Below are 25,652 nucleotides of genomic sequence, written 5' to 3'. Positions count from 1 at the left end.
GTGGGCCTGCCGGGGGAAGACGGGCAGGGGCGTGCCGGGGCGGCGCGCCGCCCGGATGCGTCCGGCCCCTGTGCGGCGCAGAAGCGGACCCCGCTCGGCATTGTCGCCGGCAGCGGCGCCTTTCCTGCGGCGGTTGCGGAAGCGGCCGGGGCGGAGGGCCGCGAGGTCGTGCTGCTCCTCATCCAGGGATTTGCCGATCCGGCGCTGGAGCGCTATCCGCACCGCTGGTTCCGGCTTGGCTCGCTTGGCTCCGTCACGGCCTGGGCGCGAGCGCGCGGGGTGCGCGAGGTGGTGATGGTGGGTGCGCTCACCCGCCCGCGTTTGCGCGACCTCGGCTTCGATTTCACCATGCTGCGGTTGCTGCCGCGCATCGCCCGCCTGTTCCGCGGCGGCGACAATCATCTCCTCTCGGGCGTGCTGGGCCTGGTTTCGGAACAGGGCTTCACCTTGGTCGGCGCGCACGAGGTGGCCCCGCGCCTGCTGCTGCCGCAGGGCGTGCTGGGCGCGCGCACCCCCAGCGAGACCCAGCAGGCGGATATCGGGCGTGGTCTGGATGTCATCCGCGCCCTCGGCCCATTCGACGTGGGGCAGGGGGTGATCGTGGTGGACGGGCTGGTGGCAGCGGTCGAGGCGGCCGAGGGGACCGACCAGATGCTGGCGCGCTACGGCGAGATGCGCCGTTCCGGCCGTCTGCGCTTCGCCGCCGGCAAGGGCGTGCTGGTGAAGGCGCCGAAGCCGGGGCAGGACCGCCGGGTGGATCTGCCCTCCCTCGGCCCGCAGACCGTGACGCGCGCGGCGGAGGTCGGCCTTGCCGGCATCGCCTTCGAGGCGGGCGGGGCCATCGTGCCGGATGCGCAGGCGCTGGTGGAGGCCGCAGATGCGGCCGGCCTGTTCGTCGCCGGCATCGGAGGGCATACCGCGTGACCCCGCAGAACGGTACGCGCTCCCCGAAGGTCTTCATCGTTGCGGGTGAGGAGTCCGGGGACCAGCTCGGCGGCGCGCTGATGGAAGCGCTGGTCGAGGCCGCGCCGGGCGCATCCTTCCGGGGGGTCGGCGGCCGGCGCATGGGCGCGTCCGGGCTCGAAAGCCTCTATCCCATGGAGGACCTGACCGCCATCGGCATCGCCGCCGTGGTCGGGAAGCTCCCCACCATCCTTCGGCGCTTGAAGGAGACGGTCGAGGCGGTGCTGGCCGACGCGCCGGACGTACTGGTGCTGGTGGATGCGCCGGACTTCACCCACCGCGTTGCGGCGCGGGTGCGGGCGCGCAACCCGAACATTCCCATCGTCAAATATGTGTCGCCCACCGTGTGGATCTGGCGGTCCGGGCGGGCGGCGGCCATGCGGCCCTATGTGGACGCGCTGCTGGCCCTGCTGCCGTTCGAGCCGGAGGTCCATCGCAAGCTGGGTGGGCCGCCCACCTTCTATGTGGGCCATCCCCTGCTGCAGCGGCTGGGCGAATTGCGCCCGTCGCCCGCCGAGGCCGAGCGGCGGCAGGCGAAGCCACCGCTGGTGCTGGTGTTGCCGGGCAGCCGGCGGCGGGAGATTTCGCGCATTGGCGCGGATTTCGGCGCGGCTCTGGCTGAGGTCGGTCGCGCCCACGAGATGGAACTTGTGCTGCCCACCCTGCCAAGGCTGGAGGGGCTGGTGCGCGAGACCATCGCCAGCTGGCCGCTGAAGCCGCGCATCGTGACGCGCGAGGCGGAGAAGCTGGAAGCCTTCCGTTCCGCCCACGCCGCGCTCGCCGCCTCCGGCACGGTGACGCTGGAACTGGCACTCGCCGGCATTCCCCACGTTGCCGCCTACCGCATCGGCTGGCTGGAGGCGCAGATCGGCCGGCGGGTGCTGAAGGGCACGACGGTGATCCTCGCCAATCTGGTGGCGGGGGAGAATGTGGTGCCGGAGTTCCTGCAGGAATATTGCACGGTGCCGGCGCTCGTCGGTGCCCTCGGCAGTCTTCTGGAGGACAGCCCGGCGCGGCAGCGGCAGGAGGCGGCGTTCGCCAGCTTCGACGACATCTTCGGCATTGCCGGCCCAAGCCCCAGCGCGCGCGCGGCCGAGGTGGTGCTGCGCCTCGCGCGGGACGGCCGCCCCGGCACCCTGCCGTCACCGGGCTGAAGCGCTGGTGCGGCCACACTGATCCTCAAACGAAAAACGCGGCCCGAAGGCCGCGTTTTCCTTATTCAGACGACCTCCAGCGCTCACTTGCGCTTGGAGATCACTTGCGCTTGGACATGGCCACGTAGTCGCGCTGGGCGGCACCGGTGTAGAGCTGGCGGGGACGGCCGATGCGCTGGCTCGGGTCCTCGATCATTTCCTTCCACTGGCCGATCCAGCCCACGGTGCGGGCGAGGGCGAACAGCACGGTGAACATGGTGGTGGGGAAGCCCATCGCCTTGAGGGTGATGCCCGAATAGAAGTCGATGTTCGGGTAGAGCTTCTTCTCGATGAAGTAGTCGTCGTGAAGCGCGATGCGCTCCAGCTCCACGGCCACGTCGAGCAGCGGATCGTCCTTGATGCCGAGCTCGGTCAGCACTTCGTGGCAGGTCTGCTGCATGATCTTGGCGCGCGGGTCGTAGTTCTTGTAGACCCGGTGGCCGAAGCCCATCAGGCGGAAAGGATCGTTCTTGTCCTTCGAGCGCTTGATGTATTCGGGGATGCGGTCCACGGAGCCGATCTCGGCCAGCATCTTGAGGGCCGCCTCGTTGGCGCCACCGTGGGCGGGGCCCCACAGGCAGGCGATGCCGGCGGCGATGCAGGCGAAGGGGTTGGCGCCGGAAGAGCCGGCGAGGCGCACCGTGGAGGTGGACGCGTTCTGCTCGTGATCGGCGTGGAGGATAAAGATCTTATCCATCGCCTTCGAGAGAATGGGGTTGACCTTGTATTCCTCGCACGGGACAGCGAAGCACATGCGCAGGAAGTTCGACGTATAGTCGATATCGTTCTTCGGATAAACGAACGGCTGGCCGATGGAATACTTGTAGGCCATGGCCGCCAGCGTCGGCATCTTCGCGATCATGCGGATCGATGCGATCAGGCGCTGGGTGGGGTCGGAAATGTCGGTGGAGTCGTGATAGAAGGCCGAGAGCGCGCCGACCGACGCCACCATGATGGCCATCGGGTGGGCGTCGCGGCGGAAGCCCTGGAAGAAGCGGGTCATCTGCTCGTGGACCATCGTGTGATTGGTCACGGACTTGTCGAATTCCGCCTTCTGCGCCGCAGTGGGGAGTTCGCCGTAGAGCAGGAGGTAACAGGTCTCGAGGAAGTCACCGTTCTCGGCAAGCTGCTCGATGGGGTAGCCGCGATAGAGCAGCACGCCTTCGTCGCCGTCGATGTAGGTGATCTTGCTTTCGCAGGAAGCGGTCGAGGTAAAGCCGGGGTCGTAGGTGAACATCCCCGTCTGGCCGTAGAGCTTGGAGATGTCGACCACGTCGGGTCCGATGGAGCCTTCGTGGATCGGAAGGTCCCAGCTCTTCTCCCCCAAGCTTAGCTTGGCCGCTTTTGCCCCGGTGTTGGTGGTGGCGTCCATGGATCCCTCATCCTTTGGGCGGACAGACCCCGTTTTCGGCGGAGGGCCGGAGGTGGCGGTCCGGTCTCCGAGCGGCAAGTCCGTCTCCGCTCCGGCATCTTCGCGAATGCGAAGCCGCCGTCCTGCAGTCCTAAACCCTCCCCAATCCTGCCGCAAGCATGACCATGCTTCATTGGCGGGCAGCGAGGCGTTTCTCTGCAATGGCAAGGTCTTCCGGCGTGTTCACGTTGAAGAATGGGTCATCCGGAAGGCCATCCCACGACACCGTTACGGCATTGAGGGCATCGAGGAGAAGCCCGACTTTCAGCCGTCCCGCCTCAAGGCTTTGCCGCAGCGCGGCGCGAGCCGCTGCCGGCCACAGGGCGATGACGGGATGGCGCTGTCCACCCGATGCCGCGCACACAACGGTGCCGGTCTCCCGGTGCCGCTCCGTCAGCCGGGCGACGAGATCCTGCGGCAGGAACGGCGTGTCGGCGGCGACGGTGACGAGGCTTGAGGCGGGCGCGATCTGCGCCAGATGGTCAAGGCCCGCCAGAACCCCGGCGAGCGGCCCCGGATAGCCTGCGATGGTATCCGGCAGCACCGGGAGGCCGAATCTCTCATAGGTCCCGGCGGGGGCGTTGGCGTTGATGAGGAGGGGGCCGGCCTGCGACCTCAGGCGTTCGATGACGTACGCGATGAGGGGCCGGCCTCCCAGCGCCACCAGCGGCTTTTCCGCGGCCCCCAGCGCCGGCGCGTTGATCCGCCGGCCGAGGCCCCCGGCGAGGATCAGGGCGGGGGGAGCCGGGGAGGGTGGGGGGCTGGTCGGCTGCTCGGGCATCGCGGCTCAGGACGCCACCGTTCCGGGCGGCGCAGGGGAGGACAAACGAAAACGCCCGGCACGAGGGCCGGGCGTTCGGTTCAGGTCTGCGGCCCCGGTCAGTCCACGACGGCGCGGCGCGCGTTGAGGCCGAGGCGGCGGGGCACCGCCGAGAGCTTGGCGCCGATGACCCGCCAGGTGGCGAAGTCATTGAGGCGCGAAGGCTCGAAGGCGCCGATGATCGCCGCGGCCACGAACGGCAGGCTCTGCACCAGCAGAGCGATGCCGTAGAGGTTGATCTCGCGGATATGGCGCCAGTCGTTGGAGGTCTTCACGATGGTGGAGCCCGGCAGGTTGTTCGCCACCAGCATGTAGGTCCCCGCCGCGATCAGCAGGCCACCGATGATGGCTTCCGGCAGGGCCGGGAAGGAGCGCGCCGCGCCGGCGAGCCAGTTGTTGCCCTTGGCGGTGCGGGCGAAGGCGAGATCCTTGTAGCGGAACCCGTCGAACACCGCCTTGGCCACCGTGAACTGCACCGCGCTGGCCGCCACCGCCGCGCCGAGCATGCGCATCGGCGTGGTCTCCACCCTGAGGCGGTACAGGCTGATAAAGTGCAGCACATACACCAGGAAGGTGATGAGGATGGGCAGCGTCAGCACATGGGCCGGCACGGAGATGGAGAAGTAGGCGACGAAGGGCACGAACAGCAGCGAGGCAACGGCCATGAAGGCGCCCACCGATTCCGAGCCGAGCCAGGAAATCCAGCCGAGCACGAAGTGCCGCTTCTGCGCCGTGGTCAGGCGGGAATTGCCCGGCAGGAACCGGCGCCAGTGCTTCTTAATGATCTGGAATCCGCCGTAGGCCCAGCGGTGACGCTGCTTCTTGAAGGCCTCGAACGAGTCGGGCAGCAGGCCATAGCCATAGCGCTTGCGGGTGTAGTGGGTCTTCCAGCCGTTCTCGGCGATGGACAGGCCGAGGTCGGTGTCCTCGCAGATGGTGTCGGACGACCAGTTGCCGGCCTCCACCATGGCCGCGCGGCGGATGAGGCACATGGTGCCGTGGACGACGATGGCGTCGTCCTCGTTGCGTTGCACCATGCCGATGTCGAAGAAGCCGGCATATTCGGCGTTCATCGCCTCGTGCAGCGGGCTGCGATGGGCATCGCGGTGATCCTGCGGCGCCTGGACGAGACCGACGGTCGGATCGTCGAAGGCGGGCACGAGGTCCTTCAGCCAGTCGGGCGTCACCACATAGTCGGCGTCGATGACGCCGATGATCTCGGCATCGGGGGCCGTCGCATCGAGGGCGATGCGCAGGGCACCGGCCTTGAAGCCCGCCACCTTCTCGGCGTTGATGAACTTGATGTGGTCGCCGAGCGTGGCGCAGTGGGCGCGCACCGGCTCCACCATCGCCGGGTCCGGCGTGTTGTTGACGATGATGATCGCCTCGTAGTTGGGATACTCCAGCCGGGCGAGGGCATCGATGGTCTGGATCAGCATCTCCGGCGGCTCGCGATAGGCGGGCACGTGGATGGAGACCTTGGGGAAGCGCGAGGGCGCGGCGTGCTTCTGCTCTTCGACGAGGCGCTTGGGGCCGCTGCCGAAGGCCACCGCCGCCAGTTCCTCGATGCGATAGAGCAGGACGAACACCAGCGGCACCAGCATCACGACGCTGAGGGCAAGGGTGAGGTAGTCACCGCCGCTGACGTAATGGTTGAGCCAGTAGTCCACCACCAGCGCCAGCCATGCTGCGACGCCGTTGGCCGAGGCGGCCAGCACAAGGCCCTGCGTCACGGTGAGGTCACGCATGCGCAGCAGCGGCAGGGTGAAGAGCACGCCCAAGAGCAGCGCCAGGATGGCGGTCTGGTTGTAGGTCTTCTCGAAGATCGGGCCGGTGAGGGGGAACTTCAGGGTGCGGTCCGCATCGAACACGCCCCAGTACTGACCCACCGAGCCTTCGTTCTGCTTCTTGGGCAGGTCGAACGCCTCGATGATGTTGTACTCGATGCCCAGCGCATCGGCGCGGGCGACGAAATTGCGGATGATCTTGGCCTGCTCCATGGGATCAGGCACGGAGGCGCCACGGTTGTAGCCGTGCGAGGGCCAGCCGAACTCGCCGATCACGACGCGCTTGCCGGGATAAGCGGCGCGCAGGCGGTTGTAGGCGTTGATGGTGTAGTCGACCACCTGATCGGCTGGCACGTCTTCCCAGTAGGGCAGGATGTGGGCGAGGATGAAGTCGACGGACGCGACCAGCTCGGGCGCATCCGGCTCCAGCCAGGTGTTCCAGATTTCACCGGTGCTCACCGGCACGTTGACCTGACGCTTCACCTTGCGGATGACGGCGGCGAGCTCGGACTTCGACATATCGCCGCGCAGGACCGTCTCGTTGCCGACGATCACCGCGTTCACATTGCGGTTCTGGCGGGCGACCTTGACGACCCCGTCGATCTCGATGTCGTTGCGTTCCTTGACGGTGACCTTCTTGCCGGTCGCCTTGTCGACCACTTCAATCGGCTTGCCCGTATCCTTGTCGACTTCCCGGTTAAGATAGGCGCCGGCGGTCACGCGCAGGCCCTGCTCGGCCGCGATGGGGGCGATCAGCTCTTTGCCGTTGGTGGACGAATAAGTGCGCACGCCGCGGCTGTAGGGCGCGACCACCGCCATGTCCGAGCGCACCTGCGCCTCGGTGGTGGGGGCGTCGCCTTCCGGGCTCATGTTCCGCGCGAAGGGCGCGAAGGACAGGCTCTGGAAGCGGTCCGTGATGTTCGGAGCGCTCGCCTCGGGACGCATGGAAAGCCACATCGCGGCGTGGAACGAGGTCACAACCGCAATGACCGCTGCCGCAGCAGCAAGACCGGGACGCATGGCGAGGCCCACCCATAGGGGAAGTCGGAACCCAACGCTGGCTTAAGGCACAGGTTCCAGAGGACGTTTCCGGGAATTACGCGAACGTACCAGGGCACCCTTTCGACCTGCCCCAAGGTCGGCATTGCAGCATTAATGGTAAATTTACGCTGCAATGCATCGAGACACTAACACTCTCACGCAGAGAGATAAATCCCGATCATGGCGCCTCTTCGACGACGCTGCGTCAGCCGAGTGTCTGCGCAATGATCTGATTATTGCGCAGCGCCGGCAGGGGCGGCCGGCGCGGCCGGCGCTGCGCCTGCCGCAGGGGCCGGTGCGGCGGCGACAAAGTCAGGGTTCACCCAGCACTGCTGCGCACGGGCCGCGACCTTCTCGCCGGCCTTGGTGTCGATCTTGCCCTGCCGAACGAGGCAGCGCACCGCCACCTTCAGATGCTCGGTGGGGCAGCCGAAGCGCTCGTAGAATTCCAGATGCCGCCGCGCGGTGTCCACGTCGTCGTTCCAGATCAGTGCGGCGATCCGCCGCCCGGTGAAGACGCACTCGGGCAGGCCGGCCGCGCCGGGCAGCTTCGCCGCCTCGTTGAACTCCTCAACCGAGCGGCGCTGCTCGGCCACGGCGGCCTTCTGCTCGGCGGTCAGCTCCGCCGGCGGCTTCTGGTCGGTCGGCTGGGTCTGGGCCGAGGCCGGCGAGAGGCACGCGAAAACGATTGCGGCCGCGAGCAGCGGGAGGCGGTAGGGGTGCATGAGGATCATGATCTCGAGAAAATGGTCGGCGGGCGCCGCGCCCGACACCCTAGGAGAAGGGAGAGAATTTGTCAGCATGACGGCGCGTCCTTCAGCACATGTCGTATGGAGAGCGTGGCTTTCGCCTACCGTCCGCCATGGTCGAGGCGGAGGCTTCACACCGCCCGCCCAAGGCTCTATGTGGCGCGGGGAACACCTTCACCTCTGGAGACGAGATGCCTTCCTCCATGCGGCTGCCTCTGGTGCTGGCGCTCCTGGTCTGCGGCGTCATCGCCGGCCTGTGGACCTATCTCGGACGTCCGGTGGACATGCCCCCGTCGCCCCTGGCCGCGGGGGAGAAGCTGCCCTGCGTTTCCTATGCCCCGTTCCGTGATGGCCAGTCGCCGTTCCAGAAGGGGTTGGTGATTCCCGAGGCGCAGATCGAGGAGGATTTCGTCCGCCTCGCGCAGATCACGTCCTGCGTGCGCACCTATTCCATCGAGATGGGCCTCGACAAGGCGCCGGCGCTGGCCCGCAAGCACGGCCTCACCATGCTGCTCGGCATCTGGCTGGGGCCGGACGCGAACCGCAACCGCATCGAGCTCGAGACCGGCATCCGCCTCGCGAAAGAAAATCCGGACGTGGTTAAGGCCGTCGTCGTCGGCAACGAGGTGCTGCTGCGCGGTGAGATGTCGGCGACCGAACTTGCCAACGTGCTCGCCCGCGTGAAGCGCGAGGTGGGCGCCGTGCCCGTCACCTATGCCGACGTGTGGGAGTTCTGGGAGCGCAACAAGGGCCTGACCGAGAACGTGGATTTCGTCACCATCCACATCCTGCCTTACTGGGAGGACCTTCCGGTCTCCGCCGAGGACGCCGGCCCGCATGTGGACGAGATCCGCCAGCGCATGGCCGAGGCCTTTCCCGGCAAGGAAATTCTCATCGGCGAAACCGGCTGGCCCAGCTCCGGCCGCATGCGCGAGGATGCGCTGCCCTCGCCCGCCAATCAGGCGCGGGTGATGCACGACGTGGTGGCGCTGGCCAAGCGCCAAGGCTACCGGGTCAACGTCATCGAGGCCTTCGACCAGCCGTGGAAGCGGCGCAGCGAGGGCACGGTGGGCGGCCACTGGGGCGTGATCGACGCCGACACGCGCCTGCCCAAGTTCGCCTGGGGCCAGCCGGTGGAGGATTTCCCGGGCTGGCGCATGCATATCGCCGTCGGTCTGCTGTCTGTCGTCGCGGTGTTCGGTTCGGCCCTCGCTGCCGCCCGCCGCCGCGAGGAGCCGGTGCGGCCGATGGAATGGTACGCCATCGCCGCCATCGCCCTGTTCGGCGGGGCGACGCTCGGCGCTGCGCTCTCGGCGCTGCCGCTGGAAAGCCTCGGCTTCGTCGGCTGGCTGCGCAACGGGCTCATCCTTGCCGCCGCCGTCGCGGCCATGGTGACGATGCCGGCCGTGATCATGCGCGGGCAGGGGCTCGCCCCCTTCTCGGTGGCGCTTGATTCCCGCCGCTGGACGGCGACCTCGGGTGCCGCCGTCGCCGCCGCCGCGGTGCTGGCGCTGGCCACGATCGCGGTGGGATCGGTGGCGTTCGAGCTGGTGTTCGATCCGCGCTACAAGGATTTCCCGGTGTTCCCGCTCACCGCGCTGGTGGCGGCGGTCGCGGCGCCCCTGCTCGTGCGGCGGGCCGATCGCGACGGCGCGGGTCTTGCAGAGCTGATCGCCATGTGGGGCCTGCTGGTCGCCGGCCTCTATGTGCCGCTCAACGAGACCCTTGCCAACTGGCAGGCGGCCTGGTTCGGCGCGCTCTGCCTCGTCATGGCCTTCACGCTGTGGCGGGTCCAGGCCGTGCAAAGGAGAGGATGAGCATCATCGCCGCCAGCGCGCCGGCGACCTCGTTGTGAAAGACGAGGGCGAAGCTCGCGAACACCATGCCCACCGAGAAGGTGGCGAGGCCCGGTGCCAGAAGCTGGATCAGCGCCACCACCAGCGCCACGCCGCCGAACACGTTCCACGCCGACAGCGCCAGCACCGCCGCGCGGCCGTAGCAGCCGGCGCTTTCCAGCCCCGCCTCGCAGGCGAGGGAGACGAGGGTCGGCTCCACCACCATGTAGCGCATGTAGAGCGCCCAGCCGACGGCGCCCATGCCGAGCGGAATCATCCAGTTGAGCGTGCGCGGTCCCGGGCGGAAGAGCGGGCGCTCGGAATAGGGCAGGGTGTTCATCTGACGATATCTCCGGCAGGCCGGGGTGTTCATAGTGACATGGAGACCGCCCGGTCCAGCGAAAAGGGGTGATGTCCCGCGGAAGGCTTCACAAACGCCGCAGGGATCACTAGACGCAGCGGGAGGGACCTGCCCCTTCGTCGTCGCGCGAAGCGGCCGGCCCCCAGCCATCCCCAGACCCCGTGCCCTGCTTCCGCGCCGGAGGCGGGCGCCCATCCCGCCTGACCCACCGGGAGGAGCCCATGCGCGACGATGCTGATCCGGCCGCCGCCGAGGCTGCCGACCCGGCCGGTGCCGCGCTCGCGCCTCTCACGGTGCGCGACGAGGAGGGCAATCTCTCGGACGCCTTCCGCAGCCGGGTCGAGGAGGCCATCTCCGCCCGCGACGTGGACGCGTTGAAGGCGCTCGCGAGCGATCTGCACGAAGCCGATATGGGCGACCTCATCGAGGAGCTGGACGCCGACGAGCGGCGCCGGCTCATCGAGATGCTGGGGCCGGCCTTCGACTTCACCGCCCTGACCGAGCTGGACGAGACCGTCCGCCTCTCCATCCTGCGCAGCCTCTCGCCGCTCACCGTCGCCCGCGGAATGCGCGACCTTGATTCGGACGATGCGGTCTACATCCTCGAAGATCTCGACGAGGATGAGATGGCGGCGGTTCTGGAGCACCTTCCGGCGCCGGAGCGGGTCGCCCTGCAGCGCTCCCTCGACTATCCGGAAGAAAGCGCCGGCCGGCGCATGCAGACGGAGTTCATCGCCGTCCCGCCGTTCTGGACCGTCGGCCGCACCATCGACTACATGCGCGAGACCGCGGACCTGCCGGACACCTTCTATGAGGTGTTCATCGTCGACCCCGCCTATCGGCTCGTCGGTTCCGTTCCCCTCGACCGGCTGCTGCGCACCCGCCGCCCGGTGCTGATGAGCGCGGTGAAGGCCGAGCAGGCCAAGGTGGTGAAGGCGTCCGAGGACCAGGAGGACGTGGCGCGCATGTTCGAGCGCTACAACCTCGTCTCCGCCCCTGTCGTGGACGATGCCGGACGGCTCGTCGGCGTCATGACCATCGACGACGTGGTGGACGTGATCCAGGAAGAGGCGGACGAGGACCTGCGCGCTCTCGGCGGCGTGCGCAGCGACGAGGAATTGTCGGACACGGTGGCCTTCACCGCCCGTAGCCGGCTGCCCTGGCTGGTGGTGAATCTGGGCACCGCCTTCGTCTCGGCCTCCATCATCAGCCTGTTCGAGGGCACCATCGAGAAGATGGTGGCGCTCGCCATCCTCATGCCCATCGTCGCCTCCATGGGCGGCAATGCCGGTACCCAGACCATGACGGTGGCGGTGCGCGCCCTCGCCACCAAGGAATTGTCGAGCCACAACGCCCGCCGCATCGTGTTGCGCGAGGTGCTGGTGGGGCTGGTGAACGGCACGACGCTCGCGTGCCTGCTCGGCCTCATCGCCGGCTTCTGGTTCGCCAACGTCCATCTCGGCGTGGTGATTTCCTCGGCGCTGATCCTGAACATGGTCGCCGCCGGCCTGTTCGGCATCCTCATTCCCATCGTCATCGCGAAGCTCAAGCTGGATCCCGCGGTGGCCTCGGGGGTGTTCGTCACCATGGTGACGGACACGGTGGGATTCTTCGCCTTCCTCGGCCTCGCCACATGGTGGTTCGCCACTTGATCGGCCCGGCTTGCATTCGCCTGCGATCTCCTCAACAAGGGGGCGCCCGACGCGGGGCGTCGGCGGGATGTGGTGAAGGGTGAGCAGGATGCGGAAGACGGCGCAGAAGTTGGCGGCGATGGCAGTGGCCGCAGGGCTCCTCTCGACGGCTCCCGCTCTTGCCGACAAGGCCGCCGCCGAACGCTGCGCGGCCAAGCTTTCCAACGACGCCCGCGCGATCTACGTGGCCAGCGCGCCCCTGCTGGTGAAGGGCGCCGATGGTCGTGCGGTCGTCACCGAGCAGACCCGCTCGCTGGTACTCTCCGGCAAGGTGAGCCACCTCACCGCCGCTCAATCGGCTCAGGCGGCCGCCGACTGTCTGGTCCTGCGCTGAGGCATCTCGGAACCGGGCGCGGCGCCGTGTTCGGTTGCCTCGCCCGCGCGGCTTCACTATAGACGAAACGGGCTGCCCGGCAGGGGCTGTCCGGCATTCTGACGGGTTCGAACCATGGTCGCTCGCATCTACAAGCCGTCGCGCAACGCCATGCAGTCCGGCGTGGCGAAGACCAAGCACTGGGTGCTCGATTACGAGCCGGAGCATGCGCGCCGCGTGGAGCCCCTGATGGGCTACACCTCTTCGGCCGACATGCGCAGCCAGATCCACCTGTCCTTCGAGACGAAGGAAGAAGCGGTGGCCTACTGCGAGAAGCGGGGCATCCCTTACCGCGTGTACGAGCCGCATGAGGCCGGGCGCCGCCGCATGGCGTATTCCGACAATTTCGCCTTCAATCGCACCGGCCAGTGGACCCACTGAGCCGGCCGCGTCCCGATCCCCACCGGGAAAGGCGCTTCCGCTGTGCGACCGCCCGCCGTAAAAGGCGGATCGGGGCCCCGTAGCTCAGCTGGATAGAGCAAGTGCCTTCTAAGCACTAGGTCGCAGGTTCGAGCCCTGCCGGGGTCGCCATGCTCATATTTTTCTCCTTATAATCCAAATTGTTAGTGGTTAAGGTGTCTAGCCTCGGGTGCGGGTTGGACACTTTCTCGTTCCCCCCCATTCCGTAGGCCGACGCCATGGCCTGTTCGGCGAGGGGCACTTGGCTGGGCGTCACGTTCCGCTTCGGCGTGGACATCCGCTGGCTGGGGCGCGCGTCGGGCAAGGTGACGGCGGTCGAGACCGGAACGGGTGACATTGCCGGCGATCTCTTCATCGGCGCGCCTGCCGGCTCAGGCCGCGAGCGCCTGCCGTGCCAGCGCCGCCCAATAGGCCGGACCGATGGCGAGCGCGTCGTCGTTGAAATCGTAGGCGGGATTGTGCAGCGGCTTCGAGGGGCGCGCGCCATCCACACCGAGCCAGACATAGGCGCCGGGACACGCCTGAAGCATGTAGGCGAAGTCCTCCGCCGCCATGGACGGTTCCACGTCGCCCACCCTGCGCGTGATGGCGGGCACATGAGCCCCGGCCGCCAGTGCCACGGGCACCGCATCGGCCCAGTTCACGGTGGCCGGATAGCCTTCAAAGTAGTCCAGCTCCGCCTGTGCGCCGTGGCTCGCGGCGATGCCCGGCACCATGCGGGCCATGAGGTCGGCGATGGTCCGGCGCTCCGTCTCCCCGAGGCATCGTACCGTGCCGCGCAGGGTGACAAGATCGGGGACGACGTTCCAGGCGTCGCCGCCGTGAATCTGCGTCACGCTCACCACCGCCGGGGCGAGGGGAGAGAGGCGGCGGCTGACGATGGTTTGAAGCGCGAGAACAATTTCAGCCGCCGCCGTGCACGGATCGATGCCCAGATGCGGCATGGCGGCATGGGTGCCCGCGCCGCGCACGCGGATTTCGAACGTGTCCATGGAGGCCATGATGGCGCCGGGCCGCGTCGCCAGCGTGCCGAGCGGCAGCCCCGGCCAATTGTGCAGGCCCCACACGCTCTTGCAGGGAAAGGCGGTGAACAGGCCGTCCTCGACCATCCGCCGCCCACCGCCCGCGCATTCTTCGGCCGGCTGGAAGATGAAATGTACCGTGCCGGTGAAATCCCGATCCGCCGCCAGCAGATGCGCCGCGCCGAGCAGCATGGCCACATGCCCGTCATGGCCGCAGGCATGCATGGTGCCGGGCGTGCGCGAGGCATAAGCGACGCCGCTCGCCTCGAGGATCGGCAGAGCGTCCATGTCCGCCCGAAGGCCGATGGCCGGGCCGCCGCCGCGATGGAGCGTGCCCACCACCCCGGTGCCGGCGAGGCCGGTGGTCACCTTGAGGCCGAGGGCTGCCAGCTCGCGCGCCACCACGTCTGCGGTGCGGGTCTCCTCGAACGCGAGTTCGGGAAAGGCATGCAGGTCATGCCTGAGGGCGACGAGGCGGGCTGCGAGGTCCGGGGGGACATGGGTGGTCATGGCGAGCTCGGGGTGGGGGGATATGGCGACAAGGCCCGTGCTCATGCACGGGCCTTGCCGGTGATCGGGATGCGCGGCGGATCAGACCGGCGGGTGCATGAAGAACTGCGCGATGAGCGCCGCACCGAGGAAGGTGCCGGCATTGGCCATCAGCGACACCACCACGATGCGCCAGCCGAGGCGGCGGAAGGTCGGAACGTCCTTGGCGATGGACAGGCCCGCGAAGGCGAGGATGGGGGTTGCGAGGGCGAGGAAGTTGATCTTGCCCGTGAGCGCCGCCACATCAACCGCGACCGGCCCGCCCGGATAGGTCAGCGCCATGCCGATGGCCGAGACCCACACCACCGCCGGCAGGCGACGTCCGGTGACCCCGTAGAGGCCGTAGCCCGCCATCACCACGCCGAGGATGATGGCCATGCCTGCCACCACGTTGCCGTCCACCGGGGTCTTGTAGGTGATGGCGTTGCCGATGAGGCCATAGGTGCCGATCAGCACCCAGCCGGCGATGATGGCGAGGACGCTGAGCTTCATCTCCGCGTGCGGCGCCTCGACCGGAGCGGCATCGGCGGGGATGGCGGCTTTGCGGCTGCGGCCGAGGATGGGCTCCAGCTTGCTGTAGGCCCAGAGCGTGAAGGGCAGCGAGAGGAACAGGGTGAAATAGGTGCCGATGGTGGTGGTGATGAGGTTGCTGGCCGCCGCGAAGGTGGCCACGTCCTTCGCCATCTCCGGCGTCTGCTGCGCGGCGATGGCGCCGGAGGCGGCGGCCATCATGCTGCCGGAGCCGACCCCCGCACCCATGGCCAGCGCCAGCGGGTTGAAGATGTTCAGGCTGGCGATGAAGCTCGCGAGGATGGCGATGAACACCGCGCCGAACACGGTGCCGGTGATGTATTCCGCCAGCACGCCGCGTCCCTCCGGGCTATCCATGCCGAAGCGCTCGCCGATGATGGCGAGGCTTGGCTCGCGCCCCACCGAGAAGGTGGCGCCGATGGCTTCGCGCTTGATGCCGAGCAGCAGCGCCACCGGCAGGCCGAACACCATGGTGCCGAAGAAGTGGCCGAACTCCTGGAACACCAGCGACCAGCCGGCCGACAGGATCTTCGGCACCGAGCCGCCCACCAGAAGGCCGAGCTTGGCGATGAAGATGAGCAGCGTCGGCTGCAGGAAGGCGGAGGCGAGCCGCTGCTCGCTGACCGACATCTTCAGCACACCTGGCATGCGGGGGGCGGCAAGGCCCAGGGCGGCGCCGCACAGCAGCGCCCACAACAGCGGCAGCAGCACGATCTTGTTGGAGCCGAGGGGAATGGTGACGTTGCCGATGGTCTCGGCGATGACCACCGCCGCGAGCGCGAACAGGAACAGGCGCACCGGCCCTGCGATGCCCAGCCCTTCGTGCCCTGCATCCGCAGGCGCAAATCCGTTGTCCTGTAGTCCTAAGCCCTTGCTCATGGTGATCCCCTGTGCCTGCGCGGCCGTGTCTGGAAAGGTCGGTGTTTTTCTTGGATGTTTTTCTTGGATCTCGCGGGCCACGGCGGCGGGGGCCGCCGTGGCATGGTGTCGGTGAGGGCACCGGGACGTCGGGCGGGCGTCAGCCCACGTAGCCGAAGGCGACGCCGGGCGTGCGCGCGGTTTCCACCCACACGCTCTTGGTCTGGGTGTAGGCCATCAGCGCCTCGCGGCCGGACGAGCGGCCGAAGCCGGAGCGGCCGAAGCCGCCGAAGGGCGAGGCCACGTTGATGGTCTTGTAGCCGTTGACCCAGAAGGTGCCGGCCCGCACCTCGGCGGCCACCCGGTGGGCGCGGCCCACATCCTGCGTCCACACCGCGCCGGCCAGGCCGTAGGGGGTCGCATTGGCGATGGCGATGGCCTCTTCTTCCGTGTCGAAGGGCAGCACCGCCAGCACCGGGCCGAACACCTCCTCGCGGGCGATGTCGGCGGCCGGCGTCACCCCGTCCACGATGGTGGGGGCATAGAAGAAGCCGCCGGTCTCGCGCAGCGTATCGGGGCAGGCGCCGCCGGCCGCGAGCTGGCCGCCCGCCGCCACCGCCGCATCCACCATGCCGGAGATCTTGTCCAGTTGGCGCCGGTTGTTGATGGGGCCGATCTGGGTCGCCGGATCGGTGGGCAGGCCGGTGGGAATGCGGCGCGCGGCCTCGGAGAGGCGGGCGACGAACTCGCCATGGAGGGCGCGCTGCACCAGCAGGCGCGAGCCGGCGACACAGCTCTGCCCGGCGCCGCCGAAGATGGCGGCCTGTGCACCGAGAAGGGCGCGGGAGATGTCAGCGTCCGCGAACACGATGTTGGCGGACTTGCCACCCAGCTCCAGCACGCTCGGCACGATGTTGCGGGCCGCCTCGGCGGCGATGCGCGACCCGGCTTCCGCCGAGCCGACGAACACCACGAGGCCGGTCTGGCCATGGGCCACGGCCGCAGCACCGGTGGTGGGGCCGTTGCCGGCGAGCACGCTGACGAGGCCGGCCGGCACGCCTTCGGCGCGGGCGCACAGCATGCCGAGGGCGAGCGAGGTCAGGGGGGTCAGCTCGGACGGCTTCAGCACCACCGCGTTTCCGGCGCAGATGGCGGGCGCGATCTGCCAGCCGGCGGTGAATATGGGCGCGTTCCAGGGCGTGATCTGCACCACGGTGCCGATGGGCTCGTGGCGGGTATAGTTGAGGTGGGAGGTGGGAACCGGGATCACCTCGCCGTGGAGCTTGTCGCACCAGCCCGCATAATACTCGAACATCTCCGCCACCTTGGCGACCTCGCCGCGGGTGTCGCGGATGGGCTTGCCGGCGGAGAGGGTCTCCAGCTCCGCCAGCGCCTCGGCGTTCTGGCGCACCAGGCGGGCAATCTCCCACATGGCACGGCCGCGCGCGGCGGCGGTCATCTTCCACCACGCCGCCTGTCCGGCGCGGGCCGCGTCCATGGCGGCGTCGACGACGCTTTGACCGGCATCGGCATAGCTGGCGATGACGCGGCCGTCGGCGGGATTGGTGAGATCGAGCGCGGCGCCGGTGCCGGGCATGACCTCGCCGGCGACAACGCTGCCGATGCGCCCGTCAGGCAGGAAGCCGGCGAGAAGTGCGGCGACGCGCGGGGCTGCCGGAGAGTGGGGAGTGTCGAGCATCAGACGGCGTCCTTCGTGCGGTAGTCGGCCATGCGGGTGAAGTCGGCCGTGTCGGGAATGGTGTCGCGGGTGGCGCCCCAGATGTCGCCGGCATGGGCGCAAAGCGGCAGGTCCACGGCGCTTTCGGAAGCCAGCTCCAGGGCGAGGCGCACGTCCTTGCGCATCAGCCCGGCGGAGAAGCCGCTGTCGAAGCTGTTGGTGAGGATCCAGCGCGGGAACATCACCTCGCTGACGGCACTGCGGCCGCTGGCGGTGTTCACCACGGCGATGGCTTCCTGCGCGGAGAGGCCGGCGCCCTCGGCGAGCCGCATGGCCTCGCCCATGGTCACGAGATGGGCAGCCACCAGCAGGTTGTTGACGAGCTTGGCGATGTTGCCGGCGCCCGAAGGGCCGACGTGGATCGCCTTGGCGGACATGGCGGAGAGCACCGGAAGCGCGAGAGCGAAGTCGGCCTCGGAACCGCCCACCATCATGGTCAGCGTGCCCTGCGCGGCACCGGACGGACCGCCGCTCACCGGGGCATCGAGCAGGCCGTGGCCGACGGTGGCGAGGCGCTCGGCGAGGCGGCGGCTGGTGCCGGGATCGGAGGTCGAGGTGTCGATGACCACGACCTTGCGGTCGCGCCGGTCAAGAAGTCCGCCGGGCGTCGTCACCACAGCTTCCACGTCGCGCGCCAGAGGGAGGGAGCAGACGATGGCGTCGCTGGTGGCCAGCAGATCGGCGAGGGTGGTGAAGCGGATGCCAGCGTCAGCGGCCGCCTGCGCGCGCGCATCGCTGATGTCGGTGGCGCTCACCCTGAAGCCCTTGCCGGCAAGGGTCGCGGCCATGCCGAAGCCCATGTTGCCGAGGCCGATGACGCCGATTGTCTCGATGGTCATGAGAATGTCCGTGGTTAATTTCCACGAGCATCCTCGCGAGGGATCGTTGCCACAAGAATGACTTTTCGCACTCTACGTGCGGAAAAAGGCAACGCTCGTCCGATCGTGCGTTCCGCGGAGATTGCGAGGCCCGCCCTTGCCCGCGATCTTGGCTCTACGGCACGTTCTGGAAAGCGTGCATGTGCTGGGCGAGATGGTTGAGCAGCCGCCGGGAGGCTTCCGGCAGGCGGCGGCCGGCGCGCAGCAGCAGGTGGCTGCGGGCTTCGGACAGGAGGGCATCACGCAGCGCGATGGCGCGCATGGCGCCGGATGCCACCTCGTCCGCCACCACGAAGTGGGGCAGGAACCCCACGCCCAGCCCCTGCGCGATGAACCGGCGGTGCAGGTCGAAGGAGGCGGTCTCCAGCCGTCCGCCGAGATGGAAGCCTTCGTTCGCCTCCACCCGGCCGATCATCTGGCGCAGGCCGTGGTCGGGCGGAAACAGCGCCACCGGCTCGGCGGCGAAGGTGCGCAGGGGCACCGGCGCCCCGCCGGACTTCAGCGGATGGTCCGGCGGCACGATGGCGAACAGCGGCTGGCGGGCCGTGACCACGCTGCGCACATCCGGGTGGGCCTGCGGATTGTAGGCCATGCCGATATCCGCATCGCCCTGCGCGATGGCCGCGAGGATGCCGTCCGTGGTGCCGAGGGTGATCTTGTATCCAACGCCGCCATAATGCTCGGAAAAGCTGGCGAGGCCATGCTCCATCAGGTCGGCGACGAAGCCGCCGCCGCACCAGATGCGCACGGTGCCCTGCTGCACGCCCCGAAGGCGGCTCAGCCGGTCCTCCAGCAACAGGCGTTCGTCGGCCTCGCGCTGGGCATGTTCGGCGACGATGCGGCCGGCCTCCGTCGGCACGACGCCACGCGGCAGACGCTCGATCAGCGGCTGGCCTACCTCGGCCTCCAGATCGATGATCTGCCGGCTCACCGCCGAGGCGGCAACGTTCAGTGTCTCCGCTGCGGCCCGGACGGAGCCGGCGCGGATGACGGCAAGGAGATATCTGAGGGCCCTATCCTGCATCGTCGCACAGTGAGGCATGCCGACGCTTAAAACGAATTGAATGATGGTCGCGCACGGGGCCGTGTCACGCGGACACCGGTTCCCCGCGCCCTTGCTGCCGTTCTGCCTTTGGCGGTCCGTTCAGCGCGCGGGCCGCGCCGCTGACTTTCTCCTCGAAGATGCGCTCGCACGGCCACCTGCAGCACCGTGCGGTGTCGGGTCAGGTCGTGGTCGTCGGTCGAGACGCAGGCGGATCCGATGCGCATCAGGAGGGGCGCGAGTGCTGCCAAAATCAGCACTTTTGTGAACGATCGGAGAGCGCCAGGAGCTGCCGTCGGTATCTGCCCGATTGCGGACATGCAGGCTGGCGACATGCAGCCGGTGTCGGCGGTAGGCGGCGATGCACTCCACAGCCTATGCGCGAGTTTCCGGTTGAAACCTCAATACATACCCGCCAAGATACCCTTAAAGGTTACGCGCGGAAGAACACCTGTTTCGTAGGGGAAACCATCTTAATTTCGTACGATAAATTCTTCTTTGGTTTGGAGAAATCCATGCACAAGAAAATTATGCTGAATTGGCAGGCTAATAATTATTTTGGATGGGGATTGCTTGGTTTGAATATTTTTCAACGCTGGGCGGTCGATCCAGATGTGCAACCATTGATGGGCCGCCCAATCGGACCGGCCGATGTTCAGGCCATGGATCCTTTGCGCATGTTCGCAATGGGTCCCGCCGTGATTAAATCCAATACCTTTCTAGCCGGCTTAATCGCGGACAAGACCGGCGCCGCCGCAAAGGACATCATCGTCGTGAATGGGTTCGGCAATCGGTTCGGCGCGGCGGCGGCGCCTCACTTCAAAGGACGGCGAACAATCGCTCGGTGCGTGTTGGAGGATACGCGTGTAGACAACGCTCGTCAGCTGTTAGCTAGCCACGACGATGTGCTGTGTGCTTCGAGCTGGAGTGCAGATATTTTAAGGGCGACGAGTGGAAAGCCAGTGACGATGATCTATGAGGGGATAGATAGCTCACAGTTTTTCCCGGGACCCAAGTCCGGAGTTCTCGACCCAAGTAAATTTTACGTCTTCTCTGGTGGAAAGATCGAGTTTCGAAAAGGACACGATCTGGTATTGTTGGCATTCCGCGAATTTGCGGCACGCCACAAAGAGGCCGTTCTGGTCGCTGCCTGGCATTCTCCCTGGCCAAAGGGCTCTGTGGGCTTTCAGGGCAAGCTGAAATCCCCGCTTCGAATGGATGCCAGAGGCGTGCTGGATGTGAAGCGATGGGTTACTGAGAACGGGGTCGATGAGAGACAGTTTCTAGAATTGCCACCGACACCCAACCCATTGATCCCATCAATTTTACGCGAAATGGACTGCGCAGTACAGGTGTCGCGATGCGAGGCCGCCACAAATCTCCCCGCGAAGGAAGCGATGGCTTGCGGGATTCCGGTGATACTCGCCAATAACACGGGCGCCCGTGACTTGGTTGGCAACAAAAATTGTGTCGCTCTGAGCGCTCAGGCTCCCGTCGCGTCGAACTCAGTCGGCACAGAAGGTTGGGGAGAAAGCAGTGTAGAGGAAATTGTCGCTGCCCTAGAGATGTTGTTTACCGATAGTGAATTCCGAAAGAAAATTGGAGCCCGTGGGGCTCAGTGGATCATGGATGAGGGGCGCACTTGGGGCCACCATGCCGCTGCCCTGAAGTCATATCTTCTCACTTAAATTATTGTGTTTGATGACGAATTGAAGGTGAAGTTTTTTCAAATTATCCACCGCCACTGTTGCTGTTGACGTTGCCCCCAATTTTTATCCAGCGTCACGTTCGTTCTGGCGGGTGGATTTGGCCTGTTCGGCCGGGTGAGCGGGCAGAATACCGTTGGCGGATCCCGGCCGGCCGCCTTCGCCGGGTGGCGAACAGGCTACTTTTTGGCGCTGGCGCCAGCGTTGTACTGGTAGTTGCCCTCAAGCTGGTCGAGAACGACGGTATTGGGTGGGTTGGAGTCGGCGGTGGCCGTCAGAACCATCTCGTTGTCCAGCTTGCGTGATCTGAACTGCCATCCGGTCGGCAAGGTCAGTCGCTCGCCCAGGGTGGGCAGGTTTTCGATGGTGTTCTTGGGGTCGATCTTCAGGGACAGACTGAACATGGTGTAGACGGCGCCCTCGGGCGTGATCAGCTCGTACACCGTTTCGCCCGCATTGAAGATCATGGAGCTGGTCCGTTTCGAGACCATCGGCCTGTAGGGCGGCATGGATCCGGAAACGAACTTTTCCAAGCTCGGGACTTCGAACACGCCGTCCAGGTTCAAGGGAATCCCGGCGATCACTCTCTGCTTGCAGCCTTCCCAGGACATTCCGGTGACGGTGTTCGCCACCAGACGCCGCGGGCCGTTGAAGAAGACCCCGTCGCCCCCGTAATCCTTCCTCAGGGTCTCCGCATCCAGAGCGCGGAAGCGCACGTCCATCGCGTCATTGGGCTCGGGAAGCGCGTTGCCGAGCGAGTTGAAATAGTTGCCGATCCCGCCACCGTCGGGCTGGCGGAACATGAACAGAATTTCGTAAAAGGCCCGGCCGCGCCAGTTCTCAGCCTTGATCGGGCAGGGATCGGTCAAATTGACCATCGGTTTGGATTGCGCCTGTGCCGTGGGGGGACAGGCGATCGCAGCGGCCAGCGCTGCAGCCGCGAAGACGCCAGGCAACACGCCGTGAATTCGCTTCATGATCGGTCCTTTCGGCTGGCCGTTAGGGAGCCCGCGACTTCCACGGTGGATTCGTAGCAGACCTGAACACTCTTGGCAGGTTTATAGACCCCTCGTTCCCGATGGTCGGTCCATTTTTACGACAATACCGCCGTCGATCCCTTGCTGCGGATCAAGACGCTCAGCGTTCCGTTTCGCGCCAACACTGGTCCAGGCGCCGATTTTCAAGCTGAACATCGATGGTGTTGAGCCGCACAATTCCGGCTTGCTGCTCGAGTCTCACAGCGGCGCCACGATACCTCTGGGCGACAGCCTCTTGCCTGACCTCTTCAAGGACGGCGTGGCGTGGTCGCGCGCGGCGGTCGAAAGCCGTGAACGAGGCAGGGCGGCCGCGGAGGCCGGGTTCGCCGCCCATGCTACCGCTGCCTTGCGTGTGGCACATCCGTGCCCTGCATATTGTGCAGTGCAACAATTATTCTTCTGAGGCTACGCTCTTTATGCCGCAGTGCAGCAAGGGTTCAGGAGATGCAGACCGTCGTCGCAATCATGCTGATCGGCTCCGTGGTCATGGTCGCCATCGCCGCGCTGGACCAGCCCAACGGCTGACCGCGCAGCGGGACCGACTGGAGCTTACATGCGGCCGGCGATGGTGCCGTCTGTTGCGTGAAGCGCGCGCTCGGGCACCTTCTCGGCAGCGGCGCGCAGGCGGGGGAGGATGTCCTCGGCGCGGTCGGCCGTGAGCATCTCCACCGGTGTGTCCGAGCGAATGAAGCCGGCGCCGCGCATGTGATCCACCAGCGTCACGAACGGATCCCAGAAGCCCGCCGTGTTGAGAATGAGGATCGGCTTCTTGTGCCGGCCGAGCTGGGCCCAGGTGAGCTGCTCCACCAGTTCCTCCAGCGTGCCGACGCCGCCGGGCAGGGCCACGAAGGCATCCGCCCGCTCGAACATCAGCCGCTTGCGCTCGTGCATGTCCTCCACGACGATCATCTCCGCCTCGTGGGCAAAAGCGCGCTCGCGGGTCATGAGGAAGCGGGGGATGATGCCGGTGACGGCGCCGCCGGCCAGCGCCACCGCGCTCGCCACTTCGCCCATCAGCCCGATGCCGCCGCCGCCATAGACGAGGCGCACGCCCTCGGCGGCAAGGATGCGCCCGAAACGACGGGCTTCTTCGGCAAACACCGGATCGCCGCCGGTGGCGGAGCCGCAATACACACAGACGCTGTCGATTCTGGCCATGCGCGCACTTTACCAAACTTGGCGGCCGGTAGGGCAGGCCGCCCGAGGGCGAATAGAGCGCGAATAGTGCGCACCCGCGACGACGGCGTGACGCGGGCGGGGGCAAAGAGCTTGTTCGATGGTCATCCATCGTCTATCGTCGATAAACGATGAATGCGCCCGCCTTCCCAACCCCGGACCCCGCCGCTGCCGATGAAACCGGCACCGCAAGGGCCGATCTCGCGGCAAGGCTCCGCGCGCTCGCCCATCCGGCACGGCTCGCCATGCTGGAGACTTTGGCGGGGCAGGAGCGGTGCGTGTGCGGCGAGATCGTGAAGGCGCTGCCCCTTGCGCAGTCCACCGTCTCGCAACATCTGAAGGTTCTCCTCGATGCCGGGCTGATCCGCGGCCGCACCGAGGGGCAGCGATCCAGCTACTGCCTCGACACGGCGGCGCTCGATGCGCTGGCTGAAGAGATAGATGCGCTGTTCAAGGCGCTCCGCCGTCCGTCGGGCTGCTGTGCACCCGGCGCACCGGACCAAAGTTAGGCCATCATGTCCCAATCCAAGAAGCCCGCAGCCCGGCGGGCCGCCGTTTCCTCCGACGCCATGTTCTCCACCCTGCGCGGCCTGTGGCCCTATCTGTGGCCGGTCGACAGGGCGGATCTGCGCGCGCGCGTGGTCGTCACCTTCGTCCTGCTCTTCGCCTCCAAGGGCGCCACCATGGCGGTGCCCTTCCTGTTCAAATGGGCGACCGACGCCCTGACCGCCGAGGTGGCCGCCGGCAAGGCGGCAACGCCGGATGTCGGCTTCTGGGCCCTCGTCATCGGCGCCCCGGTGGCGCTGACGCTGGCCTACGGGCTCGGGCGCATCCTGATGGCCGGCGTCACACAGCTGCGCGACGGCCTGTTCGCCAAGGTGGCGCTCTATGCCGTGCGCCGGCTCGCCATGGAGACGTTCGAGCACATGCACGCCTTGTCCCTGCGCTTCCATCTGGAGCGCAAGACGGGCGGGCTGACGCGCGTTCTGGAGCGGGCGCGCTCGGGCATCGAGACCATTGTGCGGATGCTGGCGCTGCAACTGGCGCCGACCATCGTCGAATTGGTGATGGTGCTCGGCGTGCTGCTGTTCGCGTTCGACTGGCGGTATGTGGCGGTCGTCTCGGCGACGGTGGTGCTCTATTCGCTCTTCACCTATGTCGCCAGCGAGTGGCGCCTCGCCATCCGCAAGGAGATGAACGAGAGCGACACCGATGCCAACACCAAGGCCATCGACAGCCTGCTCAACTACGAGACGGTGAAGTACTTCGGCTCCGAGCGCTGGGAGACGGCCCGCTACGACCGCTCCATGGCGCGCTACGAGAAGGCGACGGTGAACACCTATACCTCGCTGGCCTGGCTGAACGCCGGACAGGCGCTCATCTTCTCCATCGGCCTCGCGGCGGTGATGGTGATGTGCGTGCTGGACATCCGCGCCGGGCGGCAGACGGTGGGCTCCTTCGTCATGGTCAACGCCATGATGATCCAGTTCTACATCCCGTTGAATTTCCTCGGCTTCATCTATCGCGAGATCAAGCAGGCCATCGTCGATATCGAGGCCATGTTCGCCGTGCTGCAGGTGGCTCCGGAAGTCACCGACCGGCCCGGCGCGCCGGACCTCGTGGTCTCCGGCGGCACGGTGCGGTTCGAGGATGTGCGCTTCTCCTATGATACCGGCCGGGAAATCCTGAAGGGCATCACCTTCGAGGTGCCGGCGGGGCGCACGGTGGCCATCGTCGGGCCTTCGGGGGCGGGCAAGTCCACGCTCTCGCGCCTGCTGTTCCGCTTCTATGATGTCTCCGGCGGCCGCATCACCATCGACGGGCAGGATCTCAGGGACATCTCGCAGGAGAGCCTGCGCGCCGCCATCGGCATGGTTCCGCAGGACACGGTGCTGTTCAACGACACCATCGCCTACAACATCCGCTACGGCCGCCCGGCGGCGTCGGAGGCTGAGGTGGAAGAGGCGGCGCGCCTTGCCCGCATCGACGGCTTCATCCGCGCCACGCCCAAAGGCTTCAAGACCGAGGTGGGCGAGCGCGGACTGAAGCTCTCCGGCGGCGAGAAGCAGCGCGTGGCCATCGCCCGCACGCTGCTGAAGGCGCCGCCCATCCTGGTGCTGGACGAGGCAACGTCGGCGCTGGACAGCCATACGGAAAAGGAAATCCAGGACGCGCTCGACCGCGTGTCCGAGGGGCGCACCACGCTGGTCATCGCCCACCGGCTCTCCACGGTGGTGAGCGCGGACGAAATCCTCGTCCTCGCCGATGGCAAGGTGGCCGAGCGCGGATGCCATGCGGAGCTGCTGGCCAAGGGCGGGCTTTATGCCGCCCTGTGGAACCGCCAGCGGGAGGCGGAGGACGCCGCCGCGGTCCTCGCCCGCGCGCAGGCCGAGGAGGCGCTTGATATCCTCCCCGCCCGCCATCCCGACGAGGAGGGCATGGACGAGGAGCGGGTGAGCGCGGTGGGCTGA

20 protein-coding genes, 1 tRNA gene and 1 pseudogene are annotated in these 25,652 nt (G+C 67.1%); 10 read left to right on the top strand and 12 right to left on the bottom strand.

Going from position 1 to position 25,652, the window contains the following annotated elements:
* Both EJ105_RS08920 and lpxB read left to right on the top strand, forming a co-directional pair.
* Positions 1-924, top strand: coding sequence for an LpxI family protein (locus EJ105_RS08920; RefSeq protein ID WP_250166037.1), 924 nt, complete (start codon positions 1-3; stop codon positions 922-924).
* Positions 921-2,117, top strand: coding sequence for a lipid-A-disaccharide synthase (gene lpxB, locus EJ105_RS08915; protein WP_250166036.1), 1,197 nt, complete (start codon positions 921-923; stop codon positions 2,115-2,117). The genes EJ105_RS08920 and lpxB overlap by 4 nt, the downstream gene beginning before the upstream one ends.
* Positions 2,118-2,217: 100 nt before the next feature.
* Here the strand turns inward: lpxB and gltA are convergent, their stop codons facing one another.
* From gltA to EJ105_RS08895, 4 genes are all read right to left on the bottom strand, one after another.
* The gene (gene gltA, locus EJ105_RS08910) at positions 2,218-3,528 is read right to left on the bottom strand and encodes a citrate synthase (protein ID WP_024279289.1); all 1,311 of its coding nucleotides are present in this window, start codon (positions 3,526-3,528) and stop codon (positions 2,218-2,220) included.
* Between the two features lie 169 nt (positions 3,529-3,697).
* Positions 3,698-4,348: a molybdenum cofactor guanylyltransferase MobA gene (gene mobA, locus EJ105_RS08905; RefSeq protein WP_250166035.1), complete on the bottom strand. Its 651-nt coding sequence runs from the start codon at positions 4,346-4,348 to the stop codon at positions 3,698-3,700.
* A gap of 98 nt (positions 4,349-4,446) precedes the next feature.
* Entirely contained in the window at positions 4,447-7,194 is a 2,748-nt protein-coding gene (locus tag EJ105_RS08900) for a glycosyltransferase (RefSeq protein ID WP_250166034.1), read from the bottom strand.
* Positions 7,195-7,448: 254 nt separating this feature from the next.
* Positions 7,449-8,018, bottom strand: a complete 570-nt coding sequence (locus tag EJ105_RS08895) for a hypothetical protein (RefSeq protein ID WP_250166033.1) — start codon at positions 8,016-8,018, stop codon at positions 7,449-7,451.
* A 137-nt stretch (positions 8,019-8,155) separates the two neighbouring features.
* On the opposite strand from EJ105_RS08895, the gene EJ105_RS08890 reads away from it, so the two are divergent.
* Complete coding sequence (locus tag EJ105_RS08890; RefSeq protein WP_250166032.1) at positions 8,156-9,781, top strand: glycoside hydrolase family 17 protein; 1,626 nt, start codon at positions 8,156-8,158, stop codon at positions 9,779-9,781.
* Here the strand turns inward: EJ105_RS08890 and EJ105_RS08885 are convergent.
* The gene (locus tag EJ105_RS08885; RefSeq protein ID WP_024279284.1) at positions 9,741-10,139 is read right to left on the bottom strand and encodes a hypothetical protein; all 399 of its coding nucleotides are present in this window, start codon (positions 10,137-10,139) and stop codon (positions 9,741-9,743) included. The two genes, EJ105_RS08890 and EJ105_RS08885, sit on opposite strands and share 41 nt — an antisense overlap.
* Positions 10,140-10,381: 242 nt before the next feature.
* On the opposite strand from EJ105_RS08885, the gene mgtE reads away from it, so the two are divergent.
* The 4 genes from mgtE (at position 10,382) to EJ105_RS08865 (ending at position 12,755) form a co-directional block, all read left to right on the top strand.
* A complete protein-coding gene (gene mgtE, locus EJ105_RS08880) occupies positions 10,382-11,812 on the top strand; it encodes a magnesium transporter (RefSeq protein WP_024279283.1) in 1,431 nt (476 codons plus the stop codon).
* Positions 11,813-11,930: 118 nt separating this feature from the next.
* A complete protein-coding gene (locus EJ105_RS08875) occupies positions 11,931-12,185 on the top strand; it encodes a hypothetical protein (protein WP_024279282.1) in 255 nt (84 codons plus the stop codon).
* Positions 12,186-12,299: 114 nt separating this feature from the next.
* Positions 12,300-12,605: an ETC complex I subunit gene (locus EJ105_RS08870; protein ID WP_024279281.1), complete on the top strand. Its 306-nt coding sequence runs from the start codon at positions 12,300-12,302 to the stop codon at positions 12,603-12,605.
* Positions 12,606-12,678: 73 nt separating this feature from the next.
* Positions 12,679-12,755, top strand: a tRNA-Arg gene (locus EJ105_RS08865).
* Between the two features lie 260 nt (positions 12,756-13,015).
* Here the strand turns inward: EJ105_RS08865 and EJ105_RS08860 are convergent.
* From EJ105_RS08860 to EJ105_RS08840, 5 genes and pseudogenes are all read right to left on the bottom strand, one after another.
* Positions 13,016-14,176: a M20 aminoacylase family protein gene (locus tag EJ105_RS08860; RefSeq protein WP_250166031.1), complete on the bottom strand. Its 1,161-nt coding sequence runs from the start codon at positions 14,174-14,176 to the stop codon at positions 13,016-13,018.
* A gap of 81 nt (positions 14,177-14,257) precedes the next feature.
* The gene (locus tag EJ105_RS08855; RefSeq protein WP_250166030.1) at positions 14,258-15,625 is read right to left on the bottom strand and encodes a DUF3100 domain-containing protein; all 1,368 of its coding nucleotides are present in this window, start codon (positions 15,623-15,625) and stop codon (positions 14,258-14,260) included.
* Between the two features lie 139 nt (positions 15,626-15,764).
* Positions 15,765-17,303: an aldehyde dehydrogenase family protein gene (locus EJ105_RS08850; protein WP_250166029.1), complete on the bottom strand. Its 1,539-nt coding sequence runs from the start codon at positions 17,301-17,303 to the stop codon at positions 15,765-15,767.
* Positions 17,303-18,190 (bottom strand): annotated as a pseudogene (locus tag EJ105_RS08845) (NAD(P)-dependent oxidoreductase); the annotation flags it as partial. The gene EJ105_RS08850 and the pseudogene EJ105_RS08845, both read right to left, overlap by 1 nt.
* 145 nt (positions 18,191-18,335) lie before the next feature.
* Entirely contained in the window at positions 18,336-19,244 is a 909-nt protein-coding gene (locus EJ105_RS08840; RefSeq protein ID WP_250166027.1) for a LysR family transcriptional regulator, read from the bottom strand.
* A 395-nt stretch (positions 19,245-19,639) separates the two neighbouring features.
* Between EJ105_RS08840 and EJ105_RS08835 the strand changes: the two genes are divergently transcribed.
* Complete coding sequence (locus tag EJ105_RS08835; protein WP_250166026.1) at positions 19,640-20,950, top strand: glycosyltransferase family 4 protein; 1,311 nt, start codon at positions 19,640-19,642, stop codon at positions 20,948-20,950.
* Between the two features lie 197 nt (positions 20,951-21,147).
* Here the strand turns inward: EJ105_RS08835 and EJ105_RS08830 are convergent, their stop codons facing one another.
* Together EJ105_RS08830 and EJ105_RS08825 are read right to left on the bottom strand one after the other, a co-directional pair.
* A complete protein-coding gene (locus EJ105_RS08830; protein ID WP_250166025.1) occupies positions 21,148-21,945 on the bottom strand; it encodes a hypothetical protein in 798 nt (265 codons plus the stop codon).
* 609 nt (positions 21,946-22,554) lie between these two features.
* On the bottom strand, positions 22,555-23,163 hold the full coding sequence (locus tag EJ105_RS08825) for an LOG family protein (protein WP_250166024.1): 609 nt from the start codon (positions 23,161-23,163) through the stop codon (positions 22,555-22,557).
* A gap of 149 nt (positions 23,164-23,312) precedes the next feature.
* Between EJ105_RS08825 and EJ105_RS08820 the strand changes: the two genes are divergently transcribed.
* Both EJ105_RS08820 and EJ105_RS08815 read left to right on the top strand, forming a co-directional pair.
* Positions 23,313-23,690, top strand: a complete 378-nt coding sequence (locus EJ105_RS08820; protein WP_250166023.1) for an ArsR/SmtB family transcription factor — start codon at positions 23,313-23,315, stop codon at positions 23,688-23,690.
* Positions 23,691-23,696: 6 nt separating this feature from the next.
* Positions 23,697-25,652, top strand: a complete 1,956-nt coding sequence (locus tag EJ105_RS08815) for an ABCB family ABC transporter ATP-binding protein/permease (protein ID WP_250166022.1) — start codon at positions 23,697-23,699, stop codon at positions 25,650-25,652.

Source organism: Xanthobacter aminoxidans (assembly GCF_023571765.1).
In the GTDB taxonomy this organism is placed as follows: Bacteria; Pseudomonadota; Alphaproteobacteria; order Rhizobiales; family Xanthobacteraceae; genus Xanthobacter; species Xanthobacter aminoxidans.
This window is presented reverse-complemented; position numbering and strand designations above follow the sequence as displayed.

Coding starts and splice junctions, on each gene's coding strand:
- gltA (WP_024279289.1), bottom strand. CDS start 3,528: ATGGACGCCACCACCAACACCGGGGCAAAAGCGGCCAAGCTAAGCTTG.
- mobA (WP_250166035.1), bottom strand. CDS start 4,348: ATGCCCGAGCAGCCGACCAGCCCCCCACCCTCCCCGGCTCCCCCCGCC.
- EJ105_RS08900 (WP_250166034.1), bottom strand. CDS start 7,194: ATGCGTCCCGGTCTTGCTGCTGCGGCAGCGGTCATTGCGGTTGTGACC.
- EJ105_RS08895 (WP_250166033.1), bottom strand. CDS start 8,018: ATGCTGACAAATTCTCTCCCTTCTCCTAGGGTGTCGGGCGCGGCGCCC.
- EJ105_RS08890 (WP_250166032.1), top strand. CDS start 8,156: ATGCCTTCCTCCATGCGGCTGCCTCTGGTGCTGGCGCTCCTGGTCTGC.
- EJ105_RS08885 (WP_024279284.1), bottom strand. CDS start 10,139: ATGAACACCCTGCCCTATTCCGAGCGCCCGCTCTTCCGCCCGGGACCG.
- mgtE (WP_024279283.1), top strand. CDS start 10,382: ATGCGCGACGATGCTGATCCGGCCGCCGCCGAGGCTGCCGACCCGGCC.
- EJ105_RS08875 (WP_024279282.1), top strand. CDS start 11,931: ATGGCAGTGGCCGCAGGGCTCCTCTCGACGGCTCCCGCTCTTGCCGAC.
- EJ105_RS08870 (WP_024279281.1), top strand. CDS start 12,300: ATGGTCGCTCGCATCTACAAGCCGTCGCGCAACGCCATGCAGTCCGGC.
- EJ105_RS08860 (WP_250166031.1), bottom strand. CDS start 14,176: ATGACCACCCATGTCCCCCCGGACCTCGCAGCCCGCCTCGTCGCCCTC.
- EJ105_RS08855 (WP_250166030.1), bottom strand. CDS start 15,625: ATGAGCAAGGGCTTAGGACTACAGGACAACGGATTTGCGCCTGCGGAT.
- EJ105_RS08850 (WP_250166029.1), bottom strand. CDS start 17,303: ATGCTCGACACTCCCCACTCTCCGGCAGCCCCGCGCGTCGCCGCACTT.
- EJ105_RS08840 (WP_250166027.1), bottom strand. CDS start 19,244: ATGCAGGATAGGGCCCTCAGATATCTCCTTGCCGTCATCCGCGCCGGC.
- EJ105_RS08835 (WP_250166026.1), top strand. CDS start 19,640: ATGCGCGAGTTTCCGGTTGAAACCTCAATACATACCCGCCAAGATACC.
- EJ105_RS08830 (WP_250166025.1), bottom strand. CDS start 21,945: ATGAAGCGAATTCACGGCGTGTTGCCTGGCGTCTTCGCGGCTGCAGCG.
- EJ105_RS08825 (WP_250166024.1), bottom strand. CDS start 23,163: ATGGCCAGAATCGACAGCGTCTGTGTGTATTGCGGCTCCGCCACCGGC.
- EJ105_RS08820 (WP_250166023.1), top strand. CDS start 23,313: ATGAATGCGCCCGCCTTCCCAACCCCGGACCCCGCCGCTGCCGATGAA.
- EJ105_RS08815 (WP_250166022.1), top strand. CDS start 23,697: ATGTCCCAATCCAAGAAGCCCGCAGCCCGGCGGGCCGCCGTTTCCTCC.